Consider the following 18,418-nt stretch of genomic DNA (forward strand, 5'->3'; position numbering starts at 1 on the left):
GCATCCTCCCCCTCCGTCAGCTGCGCTGACACCTCCCTCTGGCGGGGGAGGATTCATGATATTTAAGCGTGCTATAATTTTGTCTCTCCCGTTCGCAGGTGAATCCGGGCAAAGTCATCGCGACAAATAGCAGGAGAGCGATGATGGCGGAGCGGGTGGTGCTGGTGACCGGCGGAAATGTCGGGATCGGCTATGAAGTGGTCCGCGCGCTGGCCAAGGCAGGGCATGTCGTGTGGCTGGCGAGCCGCGACCCGGCCAAGGGCGAGAAGGCTGCAGCCGAACTGGCGGGTGAGGGCGATATCCGTCCGGTTCGGATCGATGTGACCGACGAGGCGAGCATGGTCGCGGCGGTGGCGGCGATCGAGGCGGCGCACGGCAAGCTCGACATATTGATCAACAATGCGGGCGCGACCTTCGGCGGCGGCGCGGCGCATGTCGCCGATCTCGATGCGCTGCGCGCGGCGATCGAGAATAATGCGATCGGGCCGCTGCGCCTGTCGCAGCTCGCGCTGCCGCTGCTGCGCAAGGGCGACAAGCCGCAGATCATCAACGTGGGCAGCGGATCGGGCAGTCTCCACTGGCTGGGCAACACCCCGCCGGCCTTCGCGGGACGGGTGCCGCTGGGCTATGCGACGTCCAAGACGGTGATGCATTCGATCAGCGTGCAGCTTGCGCAGGCGCTGAAGGCCGATGGGATCGCGGTGAACGTGATCAGCCCGGGCTATGTCAACACCGCAGTCAGCCAGCATATGGGCACCAAGAGCCCGGCCGAAGGCGCGGAGTCGACCGTCCGCCTCGCGCTCAACCCCGCGCCGCCGACGGGCCGCTTCCTCAGCGATGTCGAAGGCGAAGAACTCGCCTGGTAGAGACGGGGGCGGAACAATATCGGCCGCATGGGGGTTCGATAGCGACAACATGGGGCTTCCAGACCCCAAGGTTCGCAGGAGGCCCAAAATGCTGATTCACATCATTATCGTACTGATCATCGTCGGCGTGCTGTTGTGGCTCGTGAACAACTACATCCCGATGGACGGCAAAATCAAAAGCATCCTGAATGCCGTCGTCGTGATCGTCGTCATCCTCTATCTGCTCCAGGCGTTCGGCCTGCTGGCGGGCGTGGGGATTTAACCCGACGCTGAAATCCTCCCCCGGAGGGGGAGGTGGCAGTCCGAAGGACTGACGGAGGGGTATTGGCCGGCAGCGATGTGCTTGCGGCGAATACCCCTCCACCGCTTTCAGCGGTCCCCCTCCCCCTCCGGGGGAGGACTTAGAGGGCAGCCGCCCTCCGCAAATCCTCCACGAACCGCGCATATTCGATCTCGGCCTGATCGCGGTCGGGGAGGCGGAGGAGGTAGCTGGGGTGGACGGTCGCGCGCGCCGTCGCGCCGTCGCCGACGTCCAGCACGCGATCGCGGATCGAGACGAGGCTCTGCGCCTTGCCGGTCAGCGAATGGACCGCGGTGGTGCCGAGCAGGATGATCCGCTTCGGCCGCACGATCCGGCGTTCCTGATCGATCCACCAGCGGCACGCCTTCACCTCGCCCGCATGGGGCCGGGCGTGGATGCGGCGCTTGCCGCGCTGTTCATATTTGAAATGCTTGACCGCGTTGGTGATGTAGGCGCGCGCGCGATCGACCCCGGCGTCGGCCATCGCACGATCGAACAGCTGGCCGGCGGGGCCGACAAAGGCTTTGCCGGCAAGGTCTTCCTGATCGCCGGGCTGTTCACCGACGAACATCAGATCGGCGTCGATCGGGCCTTCGCCGAACACGGTCTGCGTCGCGCATCTGTGCAAGGGGCAGCGGGTGCAGTGTGACGCTTCCTCACGCAGTTTTTCCCACGCCGTCGCGCCGTTACCGCGCGGGGCGGTATGTTCGACCATCGCGATCTCGCGGGCGCGGGCACCGGCGATCAGGCCGGGGATCAAGGCGGTTTCGGGCATATTGGCCCAGTAGCGGCGCGGCATCTCCTTCACCATCATGTCGACCTTCAGCCGCGCGGGATTGAAGATCGAGGCGTAATAACCCTTCCACAATGCCTCGACCGGATCGTCGCCAGGCGCGTCGGCGCGGGTGGCGCCGGGGCTTTCGGTGAGGGTTTCGCCGTCCCAGTGGATCGAAAGGTCCGGGGTCAGGATCGACCAGCGCATCGTCGCGAAGCGGCGCAGGAAGAAGCCGGCATTGGCGCGGACGATGTGGAAGTCGGGCTCGAAGAAGGCGACGAAGCGCTCGCCCTCCCCATCCTCCACCTCGCGGAAGCGGACGAAGGCGCGCATCTTGTGGATATCGCGCCGCACCTCCTTGGCGAGCAGATCGAGCCGGCGGCGCAGCGGATCGGATTCGTCGTCGATCATCGCCGGATCATCCTTCAGCCGGCACAGCATCGTGTAGAGCAAGGCGAAGCGTTCGGGATCGCGGTGCAGGATCACGCTCTGCGCGAGATCGACGAAGCGGCGGGGGACGGCGAAGGCGGGGGTGGACGGAGAGGGGAACGGGGTGGCGGTGTCCCCGAACAGGTCGCCGCCCTCGCCTTCGACCCGCCAGACGATGTCGACGGGCGCGACATCGGCGAGCGCCAACGCGCGGGCGGCGTCGCGCCAGGCGTCGATGTCGTCGGGCCGGGGGAGGAGGATGCTATGCATTCGAACGTAACCTGCGATGATTCCTTCTTAGTCCTCCCCTGGAAGGGAAGGGGGACCGGCGCAGCCGGTGGAGGGGTAGCTACCCGCAAGGGCATTGCTGCCGGCCAATACCCCTCCACCGCTTCGCGGTCCCCCTCCCCCTCCGGGGGAGGATTCTAAGCGGCGAACAGCTCCAGTTGCTCGCGCTTGATGCGGGGCTTGAGGTCGAGGCGGTCGATCAGGGCGGTGGGGCGCCAGTCGGACGCGACGATGAAGGGGCGGATCTTGGCGATCGAGACCGTCAGTCGCCCGACATCGGCGAGGCTGAGACGCCGCCATTTGCGCGAGACGAGGATCGCGTCGACCGCCTTCACGCCGAGGCCGGGAACACGCAGCAGCGCCTCGCGTGGCGCGCGGTTGACGTCGAGGGGGAAGGCGTCGCGATATTTGAGCGCCCAGGCGAGCTTGGGGTCGATATCGAGCGGGAGCATGCCGGCATCGTCGGTCGCGGCGGCGACCTCGGCAGGCTTGTAGCCGTAGAAGCGCATCAGCCAGTCCGACTGATAAAGCCGATGCTCGCGCATCAAGGGCGGACGGCTGAGCGGCAGGACGGCCGAGGCATCGGGGATCGGGCTGAACGCCGAATAATAGACCCGGCGCAGCGCATAGCGATCGTAGAGCGTGGCGGCGGTGCGGACGATGTCGCTGTCATTCGCGGCATCGGCGCCGACGATCATCTGGGTCGATTGGCCAGCGGGAGCGAAGGCGGGGGCGGAGCGATAGCGCTTCTTCGCGTCATGCCCGTCCTCGATCGCGGCCTTCATGCCCCCCATTGCGGCGCGGATTCCCGCCGCGGACTTTTCGGGGGCGAGGCGGGCGAGGCCGGGGTCGGTCGGCAGCTCGACATTGATCGACAGGCGATCGGCGTGGCGGCCTGCGGCGTCGATCAAGCCGGGATCGGCATCGGGGATCGTCTTGAGGTGGATATAACCGCGGAACTGGTGATCCTCGCGCAGCGACCGGGCGACCTCGACCATCTGCTCCATCGTATAGTCGGACGAGCGGATGATGCCCGAGGAGAGGAACAGCCCCTCGATATAATTGCGGCGATAGAAAGCGAGGGTGAGATCGACCACCTCCCTGGCGGTGAAGCGCGCGCGGCGGACGTTCGAACTCTTGCGGTTGATGCAATAGTGGCAGTCGAAGATGCAGCTGTTGGTCAGCAGGATCTTGAGCAGCGAGATGCAGCGGCCGTCGGGGGCGTAGGCATGGCAGATGCCCATGCCCTCGGTCGATCCGATCCCCTTGGCCTTCCCCGCCGACTCGCGCTTCGACGTGCCTGACGAGGCGCAGGACGCGTCATATTTCGCAGCATCCGCGAGAATCTCGAGCTTCTGTCGGGTGTCGAGCTGGGCCATGTTGTTCTAGATATGTTCTAGAACAGGGTGTGGCAATGATCCAGATCAATCCTCCCCCTTGCGGCGGAGGATCAATTAGCGGCGGCTCGCGGTGGCGGGAGCGCCGCCGGTGGAGGTGACCTGCTGGGCGGGCTGTTCGTTGGCCGGGAGCATCGGCCGCTCGCCGTCGCCGACGATCGCGAAGGCGGACCAGTAATAGGGATGCGAAGTGTTCGCATCGTCCATCAGGCCGATCTGCGCCTCGCGCAGCGCGGCGGCGATCGCGGTGCCCGGGGGTGCGGTGAACAGGCCCGAAATGAGCCGCTTGGTGGCATCATAATCGTCCGGCACCGGCCAGTGGCTGGCGATCACGGTGCGCGCGCCGGCGCCCACGAAGGCGCGGACGAGGCCGTCGAGCGCGAAGTTGCCGCCCGTCGTCACGCCCGCCTCGCGGGTCGCGCCCACCGTCGCCATGCCGGCCGTGTCGCAGGCCGAGAGGACGACGACGTCGGCGTCGAGCTTGAGGTCGAAGATTTCCTTGAAGCTCAGCAGGCCATCCGACGTGCCGCCGCCGAACGAGGTCAGCAGCGCCGGCCGCGCGGGGCAGCTCGGCTTGGGCGCGGTGACGAGGCCGTGGGTCGCGAAGTGGATGACGCGGAAGTCGTTGAGGTCGGACTTCCCCTCGATCGCCGTATCGCTGAACTGGCCGTCGGTGATCAGCGCCGATTTGTCGGTGCCGATGATGTTGGCGGCCAGATACAGCTCGGACGAGCTGATCGGGTTGTTCCAATTGTCGACCGGCCAGGCGCAATCGTCGTTGAGCGCGGGCGGGGGCACGAAGAAGGGATTGTCGCCCGGCTTCGCATTCTCGCCCAGGCCGAGATAGGCCATCTTCGCGCGGCTTGCCGAGGTGGTGCGGCCGTCCGCGAAGCTGCGCGGCGACACCACGGTCGACACGTCATGATCGCGCCCGAGCCAGGCGATGCCGCGGAAATCATATTCGTCGGCATTCCTGGCCTTCAGCCGCGCCGTATAGGCATCGACCCCGGCCTGCTCCGACGGGAGCAGATTGGCCGGCAGCTGCAGCAGCGGGCCATCGGGTTCGTAGATGAAGTTCTTGGCCGCATGGACCTGCGCGTCGACCGGGCCGAGCAGCGCCAGATAGAGGCGGCGCGCGAGGCGGATGTCGAACGGATAGGTCGCCATCTGGCCGTTTTCGATCTTCACGACCGAATCGCGGATCTTGGCGACCGCATCGTCGAGCTGCTTGGTCGTCGCGGGGATGCGATAGGCGCGGGCCTCATCGGGCGTGACGAACATGCCGTACACATCCTGCTGGACCATCGTGACCTTGAAATAGGCCTCGGACGGACGCAGCGACTTCTGCAGCTCGGCGACCGACATGGTTTCGGGCGCGAGCACGCGGTAGCGCGGATATTTGTTGAGCTGCGACTGGAGCGCGGTCTGATCGCGCTCAGAGCGGGCGAGCCGCTTCTGCGCGGCGAGCAGCACATCCTTCTCGTCCGGATTCGGAGTCGAGGTCATCCGCGCGATCTCGCCCGTGGTGCGGGCGATCTCGCGGGTGAGCGCGACCGTCTGGCGGAAGAGGCTGGCGGCCTCGTCATCGCCACCCGAAAGCTCGCGGGCGAGCAGCGCCTGGGTCTGCGCGATACCGGGGCGGAGCATGACCTGGCTTGCCTGGAACATCGCGTCGACCGCGGTCGGATCGCTGGGTGCCCGCTGGGCGAGCAGCGCGAAATAGGGGCTGAGCAGGTTGCGGGTCGAGGTGAGGGCGCCGGGGACGTTCTGCCCTTCCTTCACCACCTCGGCGAACATCGTCATCGCGCGATCGCCCTGGCCGTGGCGGGCGAGAAAGCCCGCGAAGCGCGCCTTGGCGGCGAGCGCGATCGCCGTCTGCGGATGGCCGATCTCGACCGTGGTCAGCGCGTCTTCGAACATGCGCTGCGCCTCGGGAATGCGGCCCTCCTTTTCGGCCATCAGCCCCTGTTCGCTCTGGATGCTCGATCGCAGCCAGCCGGTGGAGTTGAGCTTGCCCTCGCGGACCGAGCCCATTGCAGCGATCGAATCGTCGAACTTGGCGCGCGCCTTGGGGAAATCGTTCTTGATGCGATAGGCGACGCCCTGCAGCTGGAGCGCCTGCGCATCGAGGATCGCGGCGCGTTCGAACGGCTGGAGCGAGGCGTCGACCGATCCGCCCATCTGCGCGAGCGACTGATTGTCGCGGTTGATGCGATCGGCGACCGCGGGGGTGATCGCGCCGCTGGCCAGCGCGGCGTCGGCGGTACCTACGGCCTTGACGCTGACCACGGGCTTGTCGAGCTCGGCGATCGCCTTGTCGACCTTGCCCTCGTTAAGCTGGTGGATCGCGTAGAAGTTGCGCAGCAGGCGGCCGGTGATCGGTTCGCCCAGCGCCGCCGGGGTGGAGGCGCGCGCGAACAGTGTTTCCGCCGCGGCGAAATTCTTCTGGTTCGATTCCTGAAGCGCCTGGTTCGCCAGATATTCGGCGGTACGGGCGTTGGTTTCGGTACCCGAAGCGTCGCGTTCGACCAGTGCCTGGAAGAATTCGGCTGCTTCGGCATAGCTGCCGTCATTGTTGCGCGAATAAGCTTCGGCCAGCGCGCTTTCGCTGTCGAGCGAGCCCGCCTGGGCGCGCGCGAAGGCGGCAGGATCGCCCGCCGAGGTCGTTGCTACCTCGACATCGCCCTTGACCGGCGCATCGGCCGCGGCGGTGCGCAGCGCGAGCTTCAGCGCGCTTTCATAGCCCGCCAGACCTTCGACGACATAGGTCGTCCGCGAATCCGACCACACCCAGCTTTGATAAGCGAGGCCGCTTTCCTTTTCGACGCAGGCCGCGACCGTCGCGCCCGAAAGCCCTTCGATCTGGGCCGGGGCCGGGGCTTCGCAGGCGATGCCGGCGTCGCGGTTCTTCGCGACGCGCGCGACCGGATCGTCGATGCCTTTGCGCATCACGTTGATCTGCCCGACCGGCGTCGCCGCGTCGCGACAGACGATCGAATAGCCGCGATCGAACATGCTCTTCAGGTTCGGCGTCAGCGGCTTGGACTGCGCGGTGCACAGCACCCCGCCATTGCCGATGCGGAAGCTGTTGCGCAGGCTCAGGCTCGGCGCGCCCACCGACGGCGTCGTCGCCACCAGGCCGATGGCCGCGAGCGCGGGCAGGATGCGGATCATGGTCTTCATTAGTTGATCCCCCCGGTGGTGCCGCCCTGCGGCTTGTCGGTCTTCTCGTCCTTGTTGCCGCCGCCGCTATTGCCGCCGCTGCCTGCCGCGCCGCCCGCCGCGCCACCCGGCGTCGCGCCAGGCTCGGACGCGCCGGCTTCACCGCCGCCGCCCCCACCGCCGCTGTTCGACGTGCCTTCGGTCGCCGTTGTCGCGGCCGTGCCGCTGGCACCCGCGTTCGATTCACCCGCCGGGGTCGCGGCCGTGCCGCCGCCCTGGCCGCCCGTCGAACCGCCGCCTTCGGTGCCGCCAGTGCTTCCGCCAGCCGCGGAGCCGCCCGCGTTGCCGCTGCCTGCGGTGTTTCCGGTGCTGCCGCCGGCCGAAGCCGCGCCACCCGCCGAACCCGCAGAGCCCGTACCACCGGTCGAAGCCGAACCGCCCGCCGAGCCGGAGGCACCGGCCGAGCCAGCATTACCGGTCGAGCCCGCGCCTGCCGAAGCCGCGCCGCCGACCGATCCGGTACCGCCCGTCGGCGCGGTACCGCTGGGGAGGCTGCCGCCCGCTGCGCCGCCGAAGCTTGCGCCCCCGGCACCCGTGCCGGCCGCGCCGCCGAAGCCGCCGCCAGTCGCGCCGCCGAAGCCACCGCTGCCGCCAAGATCGCCCAGCGGACCGCTGGTGTCGCCCAGGCCGCCGGCACCGGTCGATCCGATGTCGCTGCCGGCATCGCCGCCCCACAGGCTGGAATTGCCCGAGCTGGTGACCGGCGTGTCGATCACGGGGCCGCCGCCGCCGATGCTGCTGGTGTCGATCAGCACGTTGACGCGCGTCGCGCTCTGCGCCGCTGCCGTCGCGCCGTCATCCTCACCATCCGAACCTTCGTCGGTGGCGGCATTGTCGCTGGCGGTACCGTCATTGTCGGCCGATCCGCCGGCCGGGCCGTTGGTCGCGCCGCCGCCAATGCCCGTCACCGCCGACTGGATGGTCGCGGCGATCTGGGTCAACTGGTTCTGAACGGTGTTAGTGACGACGGCGCCCGCGGTGCAGGTCGTCCCGTCGAAGCCGCAGCCGTTGACGCTGGACGTCGTGCTGATCCGTCCGGTGCTGCCGGGAGCGATCATCACGGTCGAGACCGTGCCCGACGACGATGTCGGTGTGCCGGAAGCATCGAGCGAGCGGCCGAAGATCACGACGTCGACAGTGCCCTGGCCCGGTGCAGCCGCGACGCTCACGCCGCCGGTGCCGGCGGTGAAGCCGGCGGGGTCGGTGGCCGTGCCCGAATTGGCGATCAGCAGGGTGTTGCCGACGGTGAAGGCAAGGCGGCCGGCCTGGATGTAGCCGGCGCTGTTCACCGCGCTGCCCGTAGCGCCCAGGCCGAGCAAGGTATCGCGGCCGGCGAAGCGGGGGTTGGCCGCCAGCTGGTCGAGCAGAGCCGCGTTGCCGACAGCGACGTTCGTGGCGCTGATATTGGCCACGCCATTCACCGCATTGCCGGCGCCGAGCAGGCGGAGCTGCCCGGTGGGGGTCACGATCTCGAACCGCTGGCCGGCGACGAAGGTCGCCGTGTTGGTTGCTGCCATATTGGTGAAGTCGACATTGCCGGTGATGCGGATCGACCCCGGGGTGGCGACGCGGAAGCCGCCGGTCGCGCCGTTCAGCGCGTTCGCCGCATTGATCGCCGCTGTATCGAACGTGACGTTGCCGGTCGAGTTGAACGCGATCTGGGTCGCGCGCAGTCGGCCGATCTCGGCCGCGTCGAGCGTGTAGCCCGTCACCTGCGCCGTGCCGCCCAGCGTGCTGGGCCCGGTGCCGCTGTTGGTCAGGGTCAGCGCGGTCGTCGCCGCGTTGCCGAGCGAGCCATTGGCGCCGATCGCGATGTCGGTCGACGCGACGTTGATCGTCGGTGCCGTGACTGCGCCGTTGAAGCTGGCCGCGCCACTGGCCGCGATCTGGACCGATGCGGCGTTGATACCGCCTGCCGTGAACGCGCCCGAGCCGACCGAGAAGGCGCCTGGCGTGTTGACTGCGCCGAAGCTCGCCGCACCCGTGCCGGCGGTGGCCGAGACCGAAGAGGCCTGAAGCGTGCCGGTGCTGATGCCGTTCGACGCGACGGTGAAGGCGCCACTGTCGACGACATTGCCGAAGCTCGCGGCCCCGCCCGTATTCACGCGCACTGAAGAGGCCGTGAGGTTGCCGGCCGCAAAGCCGCTGGCCGAGGCGACATCGAAGCGACCGGTTGAAACCGGGCCGGCGAAGCTGACCGCGCCGCCCGCGCGGACCGGCGCATTGGCCAGCAGCACACTGGCGTCGATGCCGTCATCGGTATCGACGTCGGGAAGCTGGCTGGAATTGCCAACAAAGACGTAGCCTCCGGCGACAGTTGAAACCGAACCGAAGCTGGCACTTCCGCCCGCAAGTGCGAGGACCGAATCCTGGCTGCTGGCGATGTTGCCGGCCGAGATGTTGCCGGTCAGCGCGACGAGGCCGATGGTGCCGGGCGCGCTGACATTGCCGACCGTCAGATTGCCGCCGGCGCCAAGCCCGATCTCGTAGAGTTCCTCGGAATTGCGGTTGCTGGGCGCGTTGATGGTCGCGCTGGCGACCGTGACATTGCCGCTGCCGAGCACCGAAATCTCGTCCGTCGCGACCAGCGCGCCGGTGGTGATGTCGGCTCCGGCGACGAACGCCTCGAGATTCTCCTCGTTCGGCCCGGCTTCGAAGTCGATCTCGCCTGCCGTCGCGGTGACATCGCCCGCCGTGATCGATCCCGCCGCCGTGGATTCGACGTTGGCGCCGGTTGCGTTGCCGAAGCGGACCGAGCCCGCATCGGCGAAGACGCCGATTTCACCGGCAGCCGCGAGATTACCCGTGGTGACCGAGCCGCGTTGGCTGAACACGGTGATATCGCCAGCGGTCGAGGCGATGTTGCCGATGGTGACCGTGCCGGGCAGGACGACGTTGGGCAGTGTCTGCGGTATCATCGTGCTGGCGATGAACACGCCGTTGGTGGCATTGACATTGCCGATGTTGACGACGCCACCGGCCTGCGCGGAAAGCGCGCTGGCGGTGATGTTACCGACATTGATCGCCGCGGGTGCAACGAGCAGAACTTCACCGCTGGCAGTCAGAGCGCCAGCCTGAATGGCAGGCGCCGTCAGGAAGATCGTGGGGGCGCTGACGTCACCCAGGATGTAGTTGCTGAAGCTGCGGATATCGAGCTGGTTGCTGACCGTGATATTGCCGGTGCGGAACGTGCCGTTCGATGCCGCGCGGAAGCGGGCGGCATTGACGTTGCCATTGACCGTGATCGTACCGGGTGCGGAGGGGATGCCCGCGACAGGCACCGGCGTCGCGGCGAAATAAGTCGCCGGATCGAGGCTGCCGCCCGATTGCTGGAACATCGACGAATTGGCGATGTACACGCCCCCGGTGGTCGAACCAGCGTTGAGCGAACCCGTGGTGACCGCGCGGCCGCTGAGCAGGACGATCGACTGCTGTTGCGAGCTGATGTCGCCGGTGGTGATCGTGGAGGCCTGCGAGACGACGCCAACATTGCCGCGCGCCGCAATCGCGCCGCCGGTGACGGCGCCCGCCGAACGGATGCCGACCGCATAGCCCTGCTGCGACTGGCCGACCGGATTGACCAGACCCGCGCTCAGCGAACCGTAGGTGACGCCGCCCGTGGTCGCGGTCAGGCCGATCGTGTCGCCAGAGATGACGTTGCCGGCGTTAATTGAACCGCCCCGCAGCTGAACGTTACTGTTCGACGTGACCTGTCCGGTCGAAACCGCGCCATTTGCCGCCAACAGCAACTGCCCGCCCGAAATTGGGCCGCTGACCGAGATCGACCCGTCTACTGCTGGCAGGTTGGAGAACGGTGGAGGAACGGTCCCGCCCGACTGCAGCTGCGACGAGACGTTGCTGATCGACAGGCCGACGACATTGGTGAAGGCGTTGGCCTGGGTTCCGGTAACGACCGTACCCAGCGAAACGTTGGTAGCGGCGAAAAGCTCGGCGAGGCTGCTCGTCGTCAGATTGCTCAGCGTGAGGTTACCGGTGGTGGCGGCCGCGTAGACACGGCCCGTGGCCGACACATTGCCTGCACGCACCGAATTGCCGATCAGAGCAATGCGCGCCTCCTGCCCGGGCGCAGAGGTCAGGCGGCTCGCGGCGGCATCGATATCCGCCACGACGAGGTCGCCGCCGCGCGCCTGAAGCGTGGCGCTGCCGACTGTAACCGTTCCGATCGTGGCGTTGCCGTTGAGAGCTTCCGCATAAACGCTGGCGCCAGACAGATCGCCGGTGGTCAGCGAACCGCCGGCGGAAACGTTGCCGCCGCCGACGAGATTGCCCATATTGACGTTGCCGCCGGCAGCGAGCGTCAGCCCCGCCGCGCTGAACGAACCCGCCGTGACCGAGCCCGCCGCCGTGATGCCGACAGTGCCGGAGGACGTCACATCGCCGACCGCTATCGAACCGCCGGGCCCGCCGTTGAAAACTCGCGCGTTAACGGTCACCGGGCCGCCGGTCAGATTGCCCGTGGTGATCGTGCCCGCGGTCGAGCCGTACATGCTAAGCCCGATTTGCTGGGCGTTGATGTTGCCCGTAGCGATCGACGAACCCAGGGCGTTGACGTTGCCGCCAGCGGTGATCGCGCCGGTCGATATTGGTCCGGTGACGAAAAGGCCGTTGACCACAGCGCTTGTGGAGGCGCTCAGATCGACATTGCCGGTGGTGGTGATCGTACCGCTGGTAATCGAACTGGCGTCGTTGATCGCGACGCTTCCGGCGTTGACGTTGCCCAGCGTGATGTTGCCACCACCTAGCGTGAGCGCATCCGACAGATTGACCCCACCGATTTGCATCGCGCCGGTCGCTGCGGCAATCAGGTTTCGTCCGGTCACGGTGCCGGCAACCGTCAGCGAGCCAGGGGTCTGGCCGAGAGCGGCGATCGGGGTCGGCGCCTGACCGAAATAGACCGTCGGATCGAGACTGCCGTTATTCGCCGCGAACATCGCCGAATCGGCGACATAGATGCCCTGTGTGGTGGATCCGGCCGTCAGCGCACCTGTCGACAGCGCGCCCTTGCCGAGCAGAACGATCGACTGCTGTTGCGAGCTGATGTCGCCGGTGGTGATCGCGCCTGTTTGGCTGACGATGCCGACATTGCCGCGCGCCGCGATCGCGCCGCCGGCGACGTTGCCCGCCGAGCGGATGCCAACGCCATAGCCCTGCTGCGACTGGCCGACCGGATTGACCAGACCCGCGCTCAGCGAACCGTAGGTGACGCCGCCCGTGGTCGCGGTCAGGCCGATCGTGTCGCCAGAGATGACGTTGCCGACCGCGATTGCCGTGCCGGCGGCGACGACCGATGCACCGGCGGTGATGTCGCCGGTAGTGATGGTGCTTGCGGCGCTGAGCGGGGTCGTCGGCGCGGCCTGCTGGACATTGAGCAGCACCGCGCCGCCCGCGAAGATCGTGCCGAGATCGAGCGCACCGCCGGTCTGGCTGACGACGGTGATGTTGCCGCCCGCGGCGCGCAAGCCGCCGACCTTGATCGCGCCGGGCACCGTCAGCGTGAAGCTGCCGGCCGTCTTGTTCAGGATCGCTGACGTGTCGATCGAATTGGCGAAGATGTTGAAGGCGTTGGCGCTGAACACGCCATTGCCGTTCGGAGTCGCGGTCTGGATGATCTGGCTGCTGGTCGAACCGCCAAGGGTGACGTTGCCGGACGTGGAGATCGAGCTGAGCGCGTCGACGTTCAGGGAGAGATCACCCGGGGTAACAAGCGTCAATCCGCCAGAACCCAGCACGATCGATCCACCACCGGTCGCAGACAATTCGCTGAAGCTCGGCGGTGTCAAAATCTGCGTCAGATTGGCAAAGTCGATGAACTCGCGCGTGCCTTTGACACCCGCATTCGCGATCGTGATGCCAGGCGCGTTGATCGTGCCGCCATTGATGGCGGCGACGAGGAACTCGCCCGAAACCGCGACAGGATCGGACGTGACCGGCGCGGTGCCCGAGCCGGCATAGCCGCTGACATCGGCGGTGACGCCGTTGGGAAGCTGCAGCGTGCCGACATCGGTCGATTGGAAGCGGGGCGACGCGATCATCGCGAAGTCGCCACCCGATCCACGGCCGAACGTGCCCGCTGTGGTGCCCTCGCCCCCATCGCCGCCGCGGCCCGATACATCGACCGTCGCGCCGGATTCATTGATGTCGATGAAATTGATCAGAGCCGATCCGCCGCGCTGAAGGACGTTGGCGAAGCCACCCGAGCCACGACCACCTTCGCCGCCTGCCGCGCTATAAACGCCGTTTTCATCGGACGCGCCGAAGCCGCCTTCGCCGCCCTCGCCCTGCGCATTGATGTCGAGGCCGCCGTTGAAGCTGGCCGACCCGGTCGTCGGTGTTCCGGTTACGCCGGAAAACAGGCCGACCTGTATCAGGCCGCCGAAGCCGTTGCCGCCCTTGCCGCCCGCCGTGAAGGTCGAGCCGTTGTCGGAGCCGCTTCCGCCTTCGCCGCCTTCGCCTTCGGCCCTGGCCTCCGCCGCGCCATTGATCGTGAGGATGCCGCCGGCGGCGGTGCCGCCGATCGCGACGCCCTTGAGCTGGTTATTGTTCCCATCGACGAAATTGCCACCGATGCCGTCGCCGCCCGTGCCGCCGTCCTGCGGAACGCCATCGCTGAAGCCCGATCCGCCGTCTCCGCCATAGCCGCTGGCAGAGGCGTAAACATTGCCGCCCAAGGTGATCGCATTGTTGGAAAGGCCTGGGCCACCATTGGCCTGGATCAACGCAAAGCCGCCAATGCCCCGGCCGCCATTGCCGACGTCACCTTCGATCCCGGCATCACCGCCGCGACCGTCGGCGCGCGCTTCCAGCCCGAAGAACGACATTCCGGTGTCGTTGAGGGTGATCGTCGCGCCGCTTACGCCCGGCGTACCGTTTGACAGAACACCATTGGCGACTGTGATGCTGACCTCGCCGCCTATGCCCTCGCCGCCATTAAAGCCGACGCCGCCATAGCCGCTGGCGAGCAGCTGCGCCTCGTTGAAGATCGTGATGTCGGCGTCGTTGATCGCGCGGACGCGCGCGAAGCCGCCGATGCCGACGCCGCCGTCACCATATTGATTGATGCCGGCATAGCCTTCGGCATAGGCGTAGAGGCCGTTGTTGAGCGTGATCCCGCCGCCGCTGGCGAAGACCGACGCCTGCCCGCCGCGCGCCGATGCGCCGCTGAAATCCGGATAGGTGATGGTGGGTGCGAAGACTTCGCCGCCAAACGGATCGAGGCCGTAAGCCGAGCCATCGAGATAGGCAGCGCCGCCGATGAAGGTCCCGCCCGCGCCGTTGCGCGACAGGAGCGCGGTGCCGCCGCGCAGCGAGATGGTTTCTTCACCCCCCAGCGGAATGGCGAAGCCGCCAAAGGCTTCGCCGGAAACGGCGCGCGCATAGATGTTTACGCCGCTGCCGGTGATGATGCTGGCGCTTTCCGCACCGATTTGCGCGAAGCCGCCGGCCGCGCCACCGGCATTGAAGCCATTGCCGCCCTGCGCATCCGCGCTGACGTCCACAAAGCCGCCCAGGTTCATATCCTGCGAAGCATTGTTGAAGATCACCGCACGGCCGCCATAGCCGAAGCCACCGTCATTATCGATACTGTTGCCGCCATAGCCGTTGGCACTGAGCGTGACCGGGCCGGTTACGGTCAGCACACCGCCGGCATTGGCCCCGAGCGACGCACCGGTCAGGAAGCTCTGGCCGAAGGGATCGCCGCCGCCGAAGCCATTGCCGCCCTTGGCGCCGCTGCCGGAGCCGAGGCCGCCATAGCCCTCGGAGTACATTTCCAGCGCGCCGAGCGTGATCGAGCCGCCGCTGGCGTTGACCGAGACGAGACCGCCCACGCCGGTTCCGCCAAACGCCTGCGACACCGCATTATCGCCGATGCCGTTCGATACCAGGCTGGCGATGCCCGCCACCGTCACCGCGCCGCCCGCCCCCGTCGACAAGGACAGCGTACCGGCGGTCGCGCTCACACCATCGCCCAGCGCGCGATGCGATGTGTTGAAGTAAAGATTGCGCGCGAAATCGAGCCGCGTGCCCGAACCGGCGGAGATCGACGCATTGCCGGTCGCGTAGCCGCTTACATCACTCAGGAATTTGGGATTGCCCTGAGCCGACGCCGCGCTGCCGACGATGTTGATGTTGACGAACGTGGTATTGGGATCGCCTACAGTGGGCGCACGGGTGGCGATGGCAGGCGCGCGAGTGCCTTCGTCGATCTCCACCGAGTTATTCTGGACGTTATAGCCGCCCGACAGGATGATCGAATTGCGACCCTGCTGCACGGCGTTGGCGACTTCGAAGCCGAGCTGGCCGTCACCCTGAATCAGCATCGTGACCGCGCTGTTCTTCGGAACCGCGACCAGCGAGATGCGCTGCTGGACGTTCTGTTCAAAATCGTTCGCGGGGCCGGTGGTACTGCCACCGTGGGTCAGCGCGCGCAGCGAACCGTCAGGCAACAATTCCCCATCGGTGCCGACGTTGATCTGAATGTCAAACAGGCCCTCGTTGAGCGTCAGTGTCGCGTCCTCGGCCGCGACATAAGCGGCGCTGACATTGTCTGTGCCATTGAGCGTACCGATGGTGACGTCGCCGTTCTGCTCCACGGTCGGCGCGACGATGCCGATATAATTGCTGACGGCGATCTGTGCGCCCGATGCGATCTGCACTTTGCCGCCGCGCGCGAGGCCCGTGACCATCGGGTCATTGGTGAAGGTTGCACCGCCACTGTTGAAGTTGCCGATGGGATCGAGCGAAGTAAGCAGCAGCCCGCCGACATTGATGTTCGCGGTGGCACCGACGAGGATACCACCCGGGCTGTAGAACCAGATATTTCCACCGCCCAATTGGCTGCTGACGCTGCTGCCAATCTGATTTCGATAAGACGAAATCACACCATTTAGGCTGATCTGACGGCTTTGATCGGTCGGAATGATACGGTTTAAAACAGTGAAATCGGGACCGAAGTCCGACCCGTCAGCCTGAAAAAATAGACGATTGCCATTTGGCAGCAGGTTGATCGCGCCGGGGGCAGCTTCGGCGCTGGCATAAGGCGTCCAGTTGATCACCGCAGTCGAGGATGAGATGAAAACTCGATCCGTGTTGACGCCGTCCACACCCTGGACGTTGTTGTACCGGGCCACGTTGCCCGATCCACCCGTTATGCTCGCCCGGAAAGCGCCGGATTCGCCGGTAGCAAGGTCGAAGACGCCTGATCCGTTCGGATTTATGCCGTTGCCGACAAAGTTACCAGAAATCGCATTCGTCACCGGCGCCGCGAGGGCGGTGCCGAGGGCGAGGACGGATGTCAGCGTGCGCGATGTGAACAGCGGCTTCTTGCCGGGGCGGTTGTGACGCGCGAACGGATCGTTGGTGTTACGCATTACCGGGCACTCCAGGGCCAAAGCTTGGTCGTCAGCGAAATCAGGAAGCGGGGATCGGGCTTCTCGGTCTGGAAGCCGGTCCGGCGCATCGGCACGGCGAGCGTGGCATCGATGCGGAAACGGTTGTTGAGCGCGGCGTGGACACCGCCGCCCAGCGAGATCGACGTGTCGTGATAGCCCTGGATCGCGCCGACGTCCTTGACCCAGGTCCGCGCGACATCGGCGAACAGGAAGGGCTGGAAGACCAGATTGTAGCGCGGGAACGGCGTGATGCGGTTCCAGCGGATTTCGTAGCTTGCGCCGATGCCGCTGTCGCCGATCGTGGTGCCCGGATCATAGCCGCGGCCGATCGAATAGTTGCCGGTCGAGAATTGCTCGAAGCTCAACAGCGGATCGAACGCATATTGCGCGCGCGGCATGACCGCGACCCACACATTGTAGCCGGTGTTGATCTCGAACTCGCCCGAGGCGCGAACCACCGTGGCGGTCGGATCGCCGAGCGGCCGGCCGGTGAAGGTGCGATCAGTGAACGAGCCGAGCGGCCCGCTCTCACTGGCATTCAGGATGCTGATGCCGCGGCGCAGCTCGACCGACCCCGACCCGCGCCAGCGCGACGGGCGGCCTTCCTGAATGTCGGAGAAATCGGTGTCGAGGCGCGCATAGAGCACGCGCAGATGGTCGCGCGAAAAGACGATGCCGTTCAGCCGCACCGTCTGGTTCAGATAATCGAGCCCGCCCGCGACCGCGACGCTGAGCGCCTGGCTGCGCTTGATCGGATAGCTGATGCCCCCGGTCCAGAACAATGTGCGCGCCTTGAGCGACAGGCCGGGCGTGTTGATGTCGGGCTTGGTCCACGCCGAGGTGAGGTTGCCCGACAGGACGACGCCTTCGGATCCCAGGCGCATGTCGTAGCCGAGCTGCGCGATCTGCTGTTCCTTGAAATCGGCCGTCGAGGAGACCGACGCGCTCAACCGGTCGCCCGACGTCAGCAGGCCATAACCCTGCCCGCGCAGCAGGCCCGACCAACGGCCAGTGCCCTTCGCGGCGAAATTCTGGACGTTCGCATCGAGATCGAAGGGCGTGCGGACCACGCTGACTTCGCCGACCAGCTCGCCCGGCGCGGTGCCGGCGGGCTTGAGCGACAGGCGCACGTCCATGCCCGGCACGTCGCGCGCGAGCAGCAGGTAACGCTCAGCAGTCAGGCGGTTGAACACCGGATCCTGGGTCAGCTTCGACAGATAGCGGGCGAGGATCGCCTCCTGCTTGCCCGCGTCGCCGCGCACGCGGATCGCGACGATCTTGGCAAAGAGCACCTCGAACTTGACGACGCCATTTTCGATCCGCTGCACCGGCACCTGGACGGCGGCGAGATAGCCTTTCTGGCGCAGGATGGTCGCGGCGGCATCGCGGATCGTGCAGATCGTGCTGATCGGCCGTTCCTGGCCCAGCGCGGATGCGTAAGCGGGGCGCAGTTCTTCGGGCGTCACGCCCTGCAGGTTGTTGAACTGGGCTTCGGTGATCGTGACCTTGATGTCGGCATAGGCCGGATCGTCGAGCGCGCAGGGGGCGCGTTCGATGCCGCCATCGACGAGAAGCTTGCTGCCCTTCGTGGGAACTTCGCCGCCGCGCTGGTTGCGGGTGACTTCTTCGCGAGTCGGCGCGAGTTGGGGTGCGGTGACCTGTGCGGCGAGTGGCGAAGTCAGGAGCGATAGGCCGCCCACGCCAGCGATCAACGCGAATCGGTTACGCAC

At 66.7% G+C, this 18,418-nt stretch carries 7 protein-coding genes; 2 read left to right on the top strand and 5 right to left on the bottom strand.

What is annotated here, in order from left to right:
* Window positions 1-140 precede the first annotated feature (140 nt).
* Together FYJ91_RS06390 and FYJ91_RS20530 are read left to right on the top strand one after the other, a co-directional pair.
* Window positions 141-866, top strand: a complete 726-nt coding sequence (locus FYJ91_RS06390; RefSeq protein WP_149521471.1) for an SDR family NAD(P)-dependent oxidoreductase — start codon at window positions 141-143, stop codon at window positions 864-866.
* Window positions 867-954: 88 nt separating this feature from the next.
* Window positions 955-1,128 (top strand): Thivi_2564 family membrane protein, encoded by a 174-nt coding sequence (locus FYJ91_RS20530; protein ID WP_164857061.1) that lies wholly within the window; start codon window positions 955-957, stop codon window positions 1,126-1,128.
* A 139-nt stretch (window positions 1,129-1,267) separates the two neighbouring features.
* Here the strand turns inward: FYJ91_RS20530 and FYJ91_RS06395 are convergent, their stop codons facing one another.
* The 5 genes from FYJ91_RS06395 to FYJ91_RS06415 form a co-directional block, all read right to left on the bottom strand.
* A complete protein-coding gene (locus FYJ91_RS06395; RefSeq protein WP_149521472.1) occupies window positions 1,268-2,641 on the bottom strand; it encodes a UdgX family uracil-DNA binding protein in 1,374 nt (457 codons plus the stop codon).
* Window positions 2,642-2,796: 155 nt separating this feature from the next.
* Window positions 2,797-4,038 carry a putative DNA modification/repair radical SAM protein gene (locus tag FYJ91_RS06400; RefSeq protein WP_149521473.1) on the bottom strand — a complete coding sequence of 414 codons (1,242 nt, stop codon included), beginning with the start codon at window positions 4,036-4,038 and terminating at the stop codon, window positions 2,797-2,799.
* Between the two features lie 75 nt (window positions 4,039-4,113).
* Window positions 4,114-7,239: a CHAT domain-containing protein gene (locus tag FYJ91_RS06405; RefSeq protein WP_246152492.1), complete on the bottom strand. Its 3,126-nt coding sequence runs from the start codon at window positions 7,237-7,239 to the stop codon at window positions 4,114-4,116.
* Window positions 7,239-16,667 carry a beta strand repeat-containing protein gene (locus FYJ91_RS06410; RefSeq protein WP_149521474.1) on the bottom strand — a complete coding sequence of 3,143 codons (9,429 nt, stop codon included), beginning with the start codon at window positions 16,665-16,667 and terminating at the stop codon, window positions 7,239-7,241. Before FYJ91_RS06410 ends, FYJ91_RS06405 begins: the two co-directional genes overlap by 1 nt.
* Window positions 16,667-18,418, bottom strand: a complete 1,752-nt coding sequence (locus FYJ91_RS06415; RefSeq protein WP_246152494.1) for a ShlB/FhaC/HecB family hemolysin secretion/activation protein — start codon at window positions 18,416-18,418, stop codon at window positions 16,667-16,669. Before FYJ91_RS06415 ends, FYJ91_RS06410 begins: the two co-directional genes overlap by 1 nt.

Source organism: Sphingomonas montanisoli (assembly GCF_008274695.1).
Taxonomy (GTDB): domain Bacteria; phylum Pseudomonadota; class Alphaproteobacteria; order Sphingomonadales; family Sphingomonadaceae; genus Rhizorhabdus; species Rhizorhabdus montanisoli.